The sequence below is a fragment of the Streptomyces sp. R-07 genome (assembly GCF_049913175.1).
Lineage (GTDB): Bacteria > Actinomycetota > Actinomycetes > Streptomycetales > Streptomycetaceae > Streptomyces.
Map to the genome: position 1 here is coordinate 3,971,517 of NZ_CP183978.1, position 12,245 is coordinate 3,983,761.

The window sequence follows — 12,245 nt, forward strand, 5'->3', positions numbered from 1 at the left end:
TCAGGCCCGCCGCCGGGCCAGCAGGGTCCAGGCCCCGAGGCCGAGCAGCAGCACGGTCCCGGTGCCGATCCCGGCCGCCGCGACGGCGATCATCGTGCCGTCGCTCCCGGCGTCCGCCCCGGTGGCGCCGTTCGCCGCCGCGTCCCGGTCGTCGGCGGTCACCGTGAACATCCCGGGGTCGCCGTCGTACCCGGGGCCCGGCTGCGCGCTGCCGGTGACGTTCACCCGGAGCGTCAGCGGCACCGGCTTGTCGCCGTACGCGGCGGCCATCTCCGGGCTCAGGGTGGCCGTCAGGTAGTACCAGCCGGCGAACCGCATGCCGCTGGTCGCGTTGTCGTAGGTGGTGCGGTTCTCGTGGGCCACCGGCCGCAGCGGGTCGAGCGCGAGCGTCGCGGGCTCCCCGCTGTAGCTGACCGTGTTCATGTCGACGAAGCCGAGGGCCGGGTTGTCGAGCGAGAGGGTGAGCGCGTTGCTCACGAGGTCCCCGTCGGTGCCGCTGCCCAGCTCGGCGCTGGCGAAGAGCTGCTGCCCCCAGTCGACCGGGACCCGGTAGAAGAGCGTCTGGCCGGGCCGGATGTCGGCCCGCCACTCGCCCTCGCGCGCCGAGACGGCGTCGTGGAACCCGGCGCCGCCCTGCCGCGGCTGCGGCCCTCCGCCCGGCGGCGCGGGCGTGCCCGAGGGCCAGACCTCGGGCAGCGCGGTCGGCACGGCCTTCTTGAGGAGCGGCTCGGAGACGTGCCGGAGCTCCAGCTCCCAGTCGTCCGGGGTGGAGTCCGCCGCCGACTCGCGCTCGACGAGCACGTAGTAGGCACCCTGCTTCTGGCAGGTCGAGGAGTCCGGGTCGACGATCCGGCGGGCGTAGCCGGCGAGCGGCCGGGCGTACTGCCCGGAGCCGAAGTCGACGTCCTGGTAGCCGCAGTCGGCCCCGGAGCCGTCCTGGATGCTGACCTTGAAGCCGTCGCCGTACGCGACCTTGCCGCCGGGCTTCGGGACGGCGACGACGGAGACGTACGTGTTCCGCTTGGTGTCGAGGTCGACGCGGTAGTAGACCTTGCCGTCCTTCTTGAGGGTGTCCCGGTACGTCTTCCCGGGCTGCAGGGGCTTGGCGTCGAGGCTGGAGGCGGCCCCCTGGACACGCTGTGCCGAGCCGTCGAAGGCGTACGGCGGTACCGCCGCCCCTCCGGCCCCCTCGGCAGCGTGGGCCTGGGCGGGCAGGCCCGTCACCGCGCCCACGGCCGCGGCCGCCGCGATCAGGGCTCCCGCCCTCCGGCCGATCCCGGCCCGCCTCCCGGCCTGCGTGCTCACGCGTCTCTCCCGTCCGTTCCCCCTGCGGTGCCGGTCCATCCTGCCCTCCGCGGGGCCGCCACACGAAGACTTTGCTTGAGCAAGCGCATCATTCGCGGCGGCGAACCCCAAGGCGATCGGGAACAGCGAAGCCCCGGTCCGCTCACGCGGCCGGGGCTTCACCCACAGAGTGTGTGTGGCTCAGACACCGGAACCTGCGGGCACGGAGTCGGTCGCCTCCGTCCACAGGTCCTGCTCGGCGCGATCCGCCTGGATCTGGCGGTACACGAGGAGCCCGCCGATGGCGGCCAGTGCGACCAGGAGAAGCTTCTTCACCGCGCGACCTCGTCTTTCGTTGACGTAGGAGACTTCTGACGCCCACTCTACACATCGACCGATACCGATCGGTGACCTGTACGGGCTTCGCACCCCTGCTTCAAACGTCGCACAAACAGATCGACCCGGATGGAGGAACCATCCGGGTCGATCTCGTCTGTGGGGCTAACAGGATTTGAACCTGTGGCCTCATCCTTATCAGGGATGCGCTCTAACCAACTGAGCTATAGCCCCGCCGCGCTTTGCGGTGTGTGTCCCGCGCGCTGACTCCTGAACATTAGCGCACGTGGGGGCCAGTCCCAAAATCGGTCACCACCCGGCCCCCGAGCAGGTCACTCGTCCTCGGCGAGCGTGAGCTCCACACCGCCCACGAAACCGGCGGACAGGTTGTAGATGAAGGCGCCCAGCGTCGCGAGCGCGGTCATCAGGACCACGTCGATCACGGCGATCACCGAGGTGAACATCAGCACCCGCGGCAGCGACAGGAACGACTGCAGGTCGAAGCCGTTGGACTCGTTCGAGCCCGTGGCCTCGCTGATCGTGCCGCCGACCGTCGAGAAGACGCCCATGGCGTCCATGACCATCCACAGCACCGCCGCGGCCACGACCGTGCACACGCCCAGCGCGATGGAGAGCAGGAAGCTCACCTTCATCACCGACCACGGATCGGCCTTGGCCACCCGCAGCCGCGCCTTGCGCGTCCTGGGCGTCGTGCGCGCCCCGGTACGCGGCCGGCGCACGGCCCCGGTCTGACCGCCCGCCGTACCGCCCGCCGGGGCGCCGTACGCCTGCGGCGGGTGGTAGGGACCGCCCGGCTGCTGAGCGCCCGCGCGCTCGCCGGGCAGCGGCCCGTTGTAGGTCTCGTACGAGGGCTGCTGCCCTCGAGTGTCCGTCACCGCAACCCCCTGGGAGTCCGTGGCGGGGCCACGGGCGCCGTTCGCTCCAGCACCAGCAGAAGCTCCGGCAGCCGCCGATCCGGCGCCCGTGGCTCCACTCACGCTCTTACTCCTCGTGCTCCCCGGCCGAGGGCTCCGTGCCCTCGACTGCCTCGGCCTCGACCTCGACCGTCTCGACCACGCCCTCGGCGTCGTCGGCGTACTCGTCCTCGCTGCCCGCCTCGGCGTTCCGTGCGATGCCGACGACGGCATCGCGCTTGCCCAGGTTGATCAGCTGGACGCCCATGGTGTCACGGCCGGTCTCCCTGACTTCGTTGACTCGCGTACGAATCACACCGCCGGACAGCGTGATGGCGAGGATCTCATCCGTCTCCTCGACCACCAGCGCGCCCACGAGCGAGCCACGGTCCTCCACGATCTTGGCGGCCTTGATGCCGAGGCCGCCACGGCCCTGGACGCGGTACTCGTCGACGGGGGTGCGCTTCGCGTACCCGCCGTCGGTCGCGGTGAAGACGAACGTACCGGGCCGGACGACATTCATCGAGAGCAGCTCGTCGTCCTCGCGGAAACTCATCCCCTTGACGCCCGACGTGGCGCGCCCCATCGGACGCAGCGCGTCGTCCGTGGCGGTGAAGCGGATCGACTGCGCCTTCTTCGAGATGAGCAGCAGATCGTCCTCGGAGGAGACCAGCTCGGCGCCGATCAGCTCGTCGTCACTGCCGTCCTCGCGCTCCCGCAGGTTGATCGCGATGACACCGCCCGAGCGGGGCGAGTCGTAGTCCTTCAGCGCGGTCTTCTTCACGAGGCCGGCCTTGGTGCCGAGCACCAGGTACGGCGCGGCCTCGTAGTCGCGGATCGCCAGGATCTGGGCGATCTGCTCGTCCGGCTGGAAGGCCAGCAGGTTGGCCACGTGCTGGCCGCGGGCGTCCCGGCCGGCGTCCGGCAGCTCGTACGCCTTGGCCCGGTAGACCCGGCCCTTGTTCGTGAAGAACAGCAGCCAGTGGTGGGTGGTGGACACGAAGAAGTGGTCGACGATGTCGTCCTGCTTCAGCTTCGTGCCCCGCACGCCCTTGCCGCCGCGCTTCTGCGAGCGGTAGTCCTCGGTCTTCGTCCGCTTCACATAGCCGCCGCGCGAGATGGTGACGACGATGTCCTCCTCGGCGATCAGGTCCTCGATGGACATGTCACCGTCGAAGGGCACGAGCTTGGAGCGGCGGTCGTCGCCGAACTTCTCGACGAGCGCGGCCAGTTCCTCGCTGACGATCGCCCGCTGGCGCTCCGGGGAGGCCAGGATCGCGTTGTACTCGTTGATCTTCGCCTGGAGCTCGTCGTGCTCCGCGATGATCTTCTGGCGCTCCAGGGCGGCGAGCCGGCGGAGCTGCATCTCCAGGATCGCGTTGGCCTGGATCTCGTCGATCTGGAGCAGGTCCATCAGGCCCGCGCGGGCGACCTCGACCGTGTCGCTGCGCCGGATGAGCGCGATGACCTCGTCGATCGCGTCGAGGGCCTTGAGCAGACCGCGCAGGATGTGGGCGCGCTCCTCGGCCTTGCGCAGCCGGAACTTCGTCCGGCGGACGATGACCTCGATCTGGTGCGTCACCCAGTGGCGGATGAACGCGTCGAGCGAGAGGGTGCGCGGCACGCCGTCGACGAGCGCCAGCATGTTCGCGCCGAAGTTCGTCTGCAGGTCGGTGTGCTTGTACAGGTTGTTCAGGACGACCTTGGCGACGGCGTCGCGCTTGAGCACGATGACCAGGCGCTGACCGGTACGGGACGAGGTCTCGTCGCGGACGTCGGCGATGCCGCCGATCTTGCCGTCCTTGACCAGGTCGGCGATCTTCTGCGCGAGGTTGTCCGGGTTGGTCTGGTACGGGAGTTCCGTGACCACCAGGCACTGGCGGTTGTGGATCTCCTCGACCTCGACGACCGCGCGCATCGTGATCGAGCCACGGCCGGTGCGGTACGCCTCCTCGATGCCCTTGCGGCCGACGACGAGCGCGCCGGTGGGGAAGTCCGGGCCCTTGATCCGCTCGATCAGCGCGTCGAGGAGCTCCTCGTGGCTGGCGTCGGGGTGTTCGAGCGCCCACTGGGCACCGGCCGCGACCTCGCGCAGGTTGTGCGGCGGGATGTTGGTCGCCATGCCGACCGCGATGCCGGCGCTGCCGTTGATCAGCAGGTTCGGGAAGCGGGACGGCAGGACCGTCGGCTCCTGGTTGCGGCCGTCGTAGTTGTCCTGGAAGTCGACGGTCTCCTCGTCGATGTCCCGGAGCATCTCCATCGACAGCGTCATGAGCTTGCACTCGGTGTAACGCATGGCGGCGGCCGGGTCGTTGCCCGGGGAGCCGAAGTTGCCGTTGGAGTCGACGAGCGGCATGCGCATCGACCAGGGCTGGGCGAGGCGGACGAGCGCGTCGTAGATCGAGGAGTCGCCGTGCGGGTGGTACGTACCCATGACGTCGCCGACGACGCGGGCGCACTTGTAGAAGCCCTTCTCGGGCCGGTAGCCGCCGTCGTACATCGCGTACAGCACGCGGCGGTGGACGGGCTTGAGGCCGTCCCGTACGTCGGGCAGCGCGCGGGACACGATGACGGACATCGCGTAGTCGAGGTACGAGCGCTGCATCTCGGTCTCGAGCCCGACGGGCTCGATCCGCAGCACGGGCCCCTGCTCTTCGGTGGTGCCGGAAGTGTTTTCGTCGGCCATTGCTGGTCGTCAGTCCTTTCGTACGGTCAGCTGAGACCGACTCAGATGTCGAGGAAGCGAACGTCCTTGGCGTTGCGCTGGATGAACGAGCGCCGTGCCTCGACGTCCTCGCCCATCAGCACCGAGAACAGGTCGTCGGCCTGGGCGGCGTCGTCCAGGGTGACCTGACCGAGCACGCGGTGCTCGACGTCCATGGTGGTGACGCGCAGCTCCTCGGCGTTCATCTCGCCGAGACCCTTGAAGCGCTGGATCGAGTCTTCCTTGATCCGCTTGCCGTTCTGCTTGCCGAGCGCGACGAGCGCGTCCCGCTCGCGGTCCGAGTACGCGTACTCGAAGTCGTCCCGGCCCCACTTGATCTTGTAGAGCGGCGGACGGGAGAGGTAGACGTGCCCGGCCTCGACCAGCGGCCGCATGAAGCGGAAGAGGAAGGTCAGCAGCAGGGTGTTGATGTGCTGACCGTCGACGTCGGCGTCCGCCATCAGGATGATCTTGTGATAGCGGAGCTTCTCGATGTCGAAGTCCTCGTGCACACCGGTGCCGAAGGCCGAGATCAGGGCCTGGACCTCGGTGTTCTGCAGGATCTTGTCGATCCTGGCCTTCTCGACGTTCAGGATCTTGCCGCGGATCGGCAGGATGGCCTGGTACATCGGGTTGCGGCCGGACTTGGCCGAGCCGCCGGCGGAGTCACCCTCGACGATGAAGATCTCGCACTTGGACGGGTCGTTCGACTGGCAGTCGGAGAGCTTGCCCGGCAGCGAGGCCGACTCCAGGAGGCCCTTGCGGCGGGTCAGGTCACGCGCCTTGCGCGCGGCCACGCGCGCGGTGGCGGCCTGGATCGACTTGCGGATGATGTCCGCGGCCTCGACCGGGTTGCGGTCCAGCCAGTCGTTGAGGTGCTCGTAGACCGCCTTCTGGACGAAGGTCTTCGCCTCCGTGTTGCCCAGCTTGGTCTTGGTCTGGCCCTCGAACTGCGGCTCGCTCAGCTTGACCGAGATGATCGCCGTCAGACCCTCGCGGATGTCGTCACCCGTGAGGTTGTCGTCCTTCTCGCGGAGCAGCTTCTTGTCGCGCGCGTACTTGTTGATCAGCGAGGTCAGCGCCGCCCGGAAGCCCTCCTCGTGCGTGCCGCCCTCGTGGGTGTGGATGATGTTGGCGAAGGAGTACACGCCCTCGCTGTAGCCGCTGTTCCACTGCATCGCGACCTCGAGGGACAGGGCCTTGTCCTTGTCCTCCGCCTCCAGGTCGATCACGGTGGGGTGGACCAGCTCGCCCTTGCGCGAGTTGAGGTACTTCACGAAGTCGACGATGCCGCCCTCGTAGTGGTACTTCACCGTGCGCGCGGTCGGCTCGGCGGCCTCCGCCTCCGGGTCGTCCGCACCGACCGTGGCCTTCGCCGACTCGCGCTCGTCCGTGAGCGTCAGGGTGAGGCCCTTGTTGAGGAAGGCCATCTCCTGGAAGCGGCGCGCGAGCGTCTCGAAGGAGTACTCGGTGGTCTCGAAGATGTCCGGGTCGGCCCAGAACGTGACCGAGGTGCCGGTCTCGTCGGTCGCCTCGTGCTGGGCGAGGGGCGCGGTCGGGGCACCCATCTTGTAGTCCTGGGTCCAGCGGTGGCCGTCGGTCTTGATCTCCACCGAGACCCTGGTGGAGAGGGCGTTGACGACGGAGACGCCGACGCCGTGCAGACCGCCGGAGACCGCGTAGCCGCCGCCGCCGAACTTGCCGCCCGCGTGCAGCACCGTCAGCACGACCTCGACGGCCGGCTTGCCCTCGGACGCGACGATGCCGACCGGGATGCCACGGCCGTTGTCGACGACGCGCACGGCGCCGTCGGGCAGGATCGTCACGTCGATGGTGTCCGCGTGGCCGGCCAGGGCTTCGTCGACCGAGTTGTCGACGACCTCCTGCACCATGTGGTGCAGACCGCGCTCACCGGTCGAGCCGATGTACATACCGGGGCGCTTGCGCACCGCATCCAGGCCTTCGAGGACCTGGATGTTGCTGGCGGTGTACTGGTTGTTCTCGTTGGGGTCGCCGGAATCGGCCACGAAGCGCCCTTTCTGGCACAGCACAGGCCGTTCTCCGGGCATACGGGAGCGGCTGCGTCGTTCGACATGTTCCGCAGGGTGGCGGGATTGTCTCCCAGTCTACCGGTAGCGCCGACAGTCATGGGGGTTTGCCGGTACCTGAATGCGCATGTGCCGCCCTGAGCGGGACCAAGACGACTCCCCATATCCAGACAGGGGCTCCAGAGGCCCCTGACGGCCACCCAGCGCTTCGAGCCGTAGCGCGTTGTGGGCATGCGCTCCGAACCCCTCGTGGGCATGCGTTCCGCACCTCTGTGGACAATCGTTCCGCAGGGCGTGGGGGTCCCCCCGGACGGAGCCTGGGGGAGGGTGGGCACGGAACCACCAGGTGGGCGCCCTTCCCCGGACCCGCACCCCACGTACTCCCCGCTAAAGGGCCCGCACCGATCCGCCCGGCGCTCTAGCCGTACGTGTCCCCGGGCCCGACACTGCCCGGCGCCCGCAGCGGCCCGTACCCCCGCCGAGGCGCCCCCGGCCCCAGCACCTTGATCATCCGCACGGTCCCGTGCCCGAGGTCCTCGTTGAGCCGGGCGACCAGCGTCGGCGCGAGCAGCCGCAGCTGTGTGGCCCACGCCGTCGAGTCGCACTGCACCGTCAGCACCCGCGCATCCGGCTCGTCGTCGAACTTCAGCGGTACGCAGTGCTTGGCCAGGTCCTCGCCGACGATCTGCGGCCAGCGGCCCATGACCCCGCCGACCGCCGCGGGCGTCTCCCAGCCCCGCTCGGTGATCAGCCGGTTGATCGCGGCGCCGAGCGCCATCGGATCGCGTCCGTCGGCGCGCGCGCCGGAGCGCAGCCCGCCGCCGCGCCGGGCCTGCTTCTTCTGCGCCGCCGCCGCGCCCCGCGCCTTCGCCTGTTCCTTGGCGGCGCGCAGCGCGACCCGCGCGAGATCGACGCCCGAGGCTTCGGGAACGGCGGGACTGTCCACAGGCTGGGGAAGCTTTTCCTCGCTCATACCCGCTCCACGGTCCCGCCGGACACGGCGTACCGCGTGCCCGCCAGCACGCCCGGCACGTCGTCGTCCACCGCCGCCGTGACGAGCACCTGCTCGCCCGGCGCCACCAGCTCCGCGAGCCGCTCGCGCCGCCGCGCGTCCAGCTCGGCGAAGACGTCGTCGAGGACGAGGACCGGCTCGTTGCCCTCGGACCGCAGCAGGTCGTACGAGGCGAGCCGCAGCGCGAGCGCGTACGACCAGGACTCTCCGTGGCTCGCGTACCCCTTCGCGGGGAGGTCGCCGAGCTTGAGGAGCAGCTCGTCCCGGTGGGGTCCGACGAGCGTGACGCCCCGCTCGACCTCCTGCTTGCGGACCTCGGCGAGGGCGGCGAGCAGCTGCTCGTACAGCTCCTCGCGGGTGTGCCCGGTGCCCGGTGCGGAGGGGCGGTACTCCAGCAGAATCGGTCCACCGCCGGGCGCCAGCTGCTCGTACGCCTTGTCGGCGAGCGGCTGCAGTACGCCGATGAGGTCGAGCCGCTGGGCGAGCAGCTCGGCGCCGGCCCTGGCCAGGTGCTGGTCCCAGACGTCCAGGGTCGACAGGTCCATGCCCCGCCCGCCGTGCCGCCGGGCCATCGCCGCCGACTTCAGGAGGGTGTTGCGCTGCTTCAGCACGCGCTCGTAGTCGGAGCGCACGCCCGCCATCCGCGGCGTACGCGCGGTGATCAGCTCGTCGAGGAAGCGCCGGCGCTCACCGGGGTCGCCCTTGATCAGCGCCAGATCCTCGGGGGCGAACAGCACCGTCCGTACGATTCCAAGGACGTCACGCGGTCTGACCTGCGAGGACCTGTTGATCCTGGCGCGGTTGGCGCGGCCCGGGTTGAGTTCGAGCTCGACCAGCTGGGAGCGCTCGCCCTGGGTGACCGCGGCCCGGATGACGGCCCGCTCGGCGCCCATCCGGACGAGCGGGGCGTCGGAGGCGACGCGGTGGCTGCCGAGGGTCGCGAGATAGCCGACGGCCTCGACCAGATTGGTCTTGCCCTGGCCGTTCGCGCCCACGAAAGCGGTGACGCCCGGGTCGAGCGGGACCTCGACCCGGGCGTAGGAGCGGAAGTCGGCCAGCGAGAGGTGCGTGACGTGCATGGTGGGCGCCGACCTTCTTCCCCCGGCGGCTGTGCACCGCGGGGTGCACAGCCTGTGGATTACTTCTTCGTCTCGACCGCGTGGCCACCGAACTGGTTGCGCAGCGCGGCGATCATCTTCATCTGCGGGGAGTCGTCCTGACGCGAGGCGAACCGCGCGAACAGCGAGGCGGTGATCGCCGGGAGCGGGACGGCGTTGTCGATGGCGGCCTCGACCGTCCACCGGCCCTCGCCGGAGTCCGACGCGTAGCCCCGCAGCTTGTCCAGGTGCTCGTCCTCGTCCAGCGCGTTCACCGCGAGGTCGAGCAGCCAGGAACGGATGACCGTGCCCTCCTGCCAGGAGCGGAAGACCTCGCGCACATCGGTGACGGAGTCGACCTTCTCCAGGAGCTCCCAGCCCTCGGCGTAGGCCTGCATCATCGCGTACTCGATGCCGTTGTGGACCATCTTCGCGAAGTGGCCGGCGCCGACCTTGCCCGCGTGGACCGAGCCGAACTCGCCCTCGGGCTTGAGCGCGTCGAAGATCGGCTGGACCTTCGCCACGTCCTCGGCGGAGCCGCCGTACATCAGCGCGTAGCCGTTCTCCAGGCCCCACACACCGCCGGAGACGCCGCAGTCGACGAAGCCGATGCCCTTGGCCGCGAGCTCCTCGGCGTGCTTCTCGTCGTCCGTCCAGCGCGAGTTCCCACCGTCCACGACGATGTCGCCGGGGGAGAGCAGGTCGGCCAGCTCGTCGATGGTGGACTGGGTCGCGGCACCGGCCGGAACCATGACCCACACGACGCGCGGACCCTTGAGCTTGCCCACAAGCTCTTCGAGGCTGTGGACATCGGCGAGGTCCGGGTTGCGGTCGTATCCGATGACGGTGTGGCCTGCGCGGCGGATGCGCTCACGCATGTTGCCGCCCATCTTGCCGAGACCGACGAGACCGAGCTCCATCAGAGATTCCTTAAGCGTCGTGTGCGGTTTACCCGGGTCCGAGCCTACGCCCGGACCCGGGTGCACACCTGTGGGGTCAGCCGCTCAGGCGATGGCCCCGAGAACCGGCATCAGCCGCTCAGCCGCACCGGCATGATCAGGTACTTGTAGGCCTCGTCCGCCTCGGCGTCGAGCGCGGGCTTGCCGCTCAGCAGCGCCGGCTTCGTGGAGGTCGTGAAGGAGAGCTGGGCGACCGGGGAGTCGATCGCGCTCAGGCCGTCCAGCAGGAAGGTCGGGTTGAAGGCGATCGAGATGTCGTCGCCGTCCAGCTGCGCGTCGACACGCTCCACAGCCTGTGCGTCGTCGCTGGAGCCGGCCTCCAGGATCAGCACGCCCTGCTCGAAGCTGAGCCGGACCGGGGTGTTGCGCTCGGCCACCAGGGCCACACGCTTCACGGCCTCCACGAAGGGGGCGGTCTCGATCACCGCGACCGAGTTGAACTCGGTGGGGAAGAGGGTCCGGTACTTCGGGAGGTCGCCCTCCAGGAGGCGGGTGGTGGTGCGGCGGCCCGCGCCCTCGAAGCCGATGAGGCCCTCGCCCTTGCCGGAGCCCGAGAGCGCCAGGGTCACCGTGTCGCCGCTGGTGAGCGCCTTGGCGGTGTCCAGGAGGGTCTTCGCGGGCACCAGGGCGACCGCGGAGGCGTCCGGGGACTCCGGCTTCCACAGGAACTCGCGGACCGCGAAGCGGTAGCGGTCGGTGGAGGCCAGGGTGACCGTGTCGCCCTCGATCTCGATGCGCACACCGGTGAGGACGGGCAGCGTGTCGTCACGGCCGGCGGCGATGGCGACCTGCGCGGCGGCGGAGGCGAAGACCTCACCGGGCACGGTGCCGGTCGCGGTGGGCATCTCCGGCAGTGCCGGGTACTCCTCCACAGGCAGGGTGTGGAGGGTGAAGCGGGAGGAGCCGCAGACCACGGTCGCCCGTACACCGTCTGTGGAGATCTCCACGGGGCGGTTGGGGAGGGCGCGGCAGATGTCGGCGAGCAGCCGGCCGGAGACGAGGACGGTGCCGTCCTCCTCCACCTCGGCCTCGACGGAGACCCGTGCGGAGACCTCGTAGTCGAAGCTCGAGAAGCTCAGGGCGCCGTCCTCGGCCTTCAGGAGAAGGCCCGCGAGCACGGGCGCCGGCGGACGGGCCGGGAGGCTGCGGGCCACCCAGGCCACCGCCTCGGCAAGTACGTCGCGCTCCACCCGGATCTTCACCGGAACCGCCTCCTGCTTGTTGCTGGCTCTTCGTCGACTGCGGGAACCAGTCTGACGTACGCCGCAGACACTCGGTGCTGCTCGGGGTCAAGTCGCGACAAGAGCGCGTCGGAGCTCCGGCGCCGAGTTGTGCACAGGTCCCACTTCGAAGCGAATTCCGGGCTAACTCTATGTGGGAGTAGTAGTAGGGCCTGTGGAAACCGTGGATAACGTCGTCTGCGCAGGTCAGGCCCGGTTTTTTGTCCACCGAGCCTGTGGGTGGAGCCCGTGGACAACTAGGGGTTTCTGTGGACACCCGAAAGTTCTGCACACCCGGTACACAGGCCACGGGGAGTTCTCCCCAGCGCTGTCCCCAGCTTTCCCCAGGTTCCCCACAGCCCAAACGTCTCCCTTGGTGTGACCGCTTTCACTCGGCCCGGTGAGCGGGGGTGTTTCGTTGCCGAACAGTGGACAGCGGTGTGGAGAAGCTGTGGGCAACCCGCCGCCCCCTGTGGGCAGCCGGTGGACAACCTTCGGGCCCCCCTGTGGACGAAAGATTCATCCACAGCCTGTGGAGATCGTTTGCCAACAATTCCACAAGGGTCTGACCTGGGGTGATGATCTGTCACCAGGCCGGCCTGTGGACACGATCCGGATAACTCGACAGTCCCCACCCTGTGGACGGGAGATCATCCCCCAATCTGTGGAGA

Annotated in this window: 9 protein-coding genes and 1 tRNA gene; all 10 read right to left on the bottom strand. The window is 69.4% G+C overall.

Annotation, left to right across the window (positions count from 1 at the left end; translation table 11 throughout):
- Positions 1 to 1,305, bottom strand: coding sequence for a hypothetical protein (locus tag ACN9M0_RS18115; protein ID WP_399696234.1), 1,305 nt, complete (start codon positions 1,303 to 1,305; stop codon positions 1 to 3).
- 180 nt (positions 1,306 to 1,485) lie between these two features.
- Positions 1,486 to 1,620, bottom strand: coding sequence for a DLW-39 family protein (locus ACN9M0_RS18120; protein ID WP_003958712.1), 135 nt, complete (start codon positions 1,618 to 1,620; stop codon positions 1,486 to 1,488).
- A 160-nt stretch (positions 1,621 to 1,780) separates the two neighbouring features.
- Positions 1,781 to 1,854, bottom strand: a tRNA-Ile gene (locus ACN9M0_RS18125).
- Positions 1,855 to 1,952: 98 nt separating this feature from the next.
- Positions 1,953 to 2,516 (bottom strand): DUF3566 domain-containing protein, encoded by a 564-nt coding sequence (locus ACN9M0_RS18130; protein WP_366037061.1) that lies wholly within the window; start codon positions 2,514 to 2,516, stop codon positions 1,953 to 1,955.
- Positions 2,517 to 2,622: 106 nt separating this feature from the next.
- Positions 2,623 to 5,220 (bottom strand): DNA gyrase subunit A, encoded by a 2,598-nt coding sequence (gene gyrA / locus ACN9M0_RS18135; RefSeq protein ID WP_366037062.1) that lies wholly within the window; start codon positions 5,218 to 5,220, stop codon positions 2,623 to 2,625.
- A 41-nt stretch (positions 5,221 to 5,261) separates the two neighbouring features.
- On the bottom strand, positions 5,262 to 7,289 hold the full coding sequence (gene gyrB, locus ACN9M0_RS18140) for a DNA topoisomerase (ATP-hydrolyzing) subunit B (protein WP_366037063.1): 2,028 nt from the start codon (positions 7,287 to 7,289) through the stop codon (positions 5,262 to 5,264).
- A 415-nt stretch (positions 7,290 to 7,704) separates the two neighbouring features.
- Positions 7,705 to 8,259, bottom strand: coding sequence for a DUF721 domain-containing protein (locus ACN9M0_RS18145; RefSeq protein ID WP_366037064.1), 555 nt, complete (start codon positions 8,257 to 8,259; stop codon positions 7,705 to 7,707).
- Positions 8,256 to 9,377 (bottom strand): DNA replication/repair protein RecF, encoded by a 1,122-nt coding sequence (gene recF / locus ACN9M0_RS18150; RefSeq protein WP_366037065.1) that lies wholly within the window; start codon positions 9,375 to 9,377, stop codon positions 8,256 to 8,258. The genes ACN9M0_RS18145 and recF overlap by 4 nt, the downstream gene beginning before the upstream one ends.
- 59 nt (positions 9,378 to 9,436) lie before the next feature.
- The gene (gene gnd, locus ACN9M0_RS18155) at positions 9,437 to 10,315 is read right to left on the bottom strand and encodes a phosphogluconate dehydrogenase (NAD(+)-dependent, decarboxylating) (RefSeq protein ID WP_150268264.1); all 879 of its coding nucleotides are present in this window, start codon (positions 10,313 to 10,315) and stop codon (positions 9,437 to 9,439) included.
- 110 nt (positions 10,316 to 10,425) lie between these two features.
- Positions 10,426 to 11,556 (bottom strand): DNA polymerase III subunit beta, encoded by a 1,131-nt coding sequence (gene dnaN, locus ACN9M0_RS18160; RefSeq protein WP_041130169.1) that lies wholly within the window; start codon positions 11,554 to 11,556, stop codon positions 10,426 to 10,428.
- Between the last annotated feature and the right edge of the window lie 689 nt (positions 11,557 to 12,245).

Excerpts from the sequence above, each read along its gene's own strand:
- recF (WP_366037065.1), bottom strand. The coding sequence starts at position 9,377 with ATGCACGTCACGCACCTCTCGCTGGCCGACTTCCGCTCCTACGCCCGG.
- gnd (WP_150268264.1), bottom strand. The coding sequence starts at position 10,315 with ATGGAGCTCGGTCTCGTCGGTCTCGGCAAGATGGGCGGCAACATGCGT.
- gyrA (WP_366037062.1), bottom strand. The coding sequence starts at position 5,220 with ATGGCCGACGAAAACACTTCCGGCACCACCGAAGAGCAGGGGCCCGTG.
- ACN9M0_RS18145 (WP_366037064.1), bottom strand. The coding sequence starts at position 8,259 with ATGAGCGAGGAAAAGCTTCCCCAGCCTGTGGACAGTCCCGCCGTTCCC.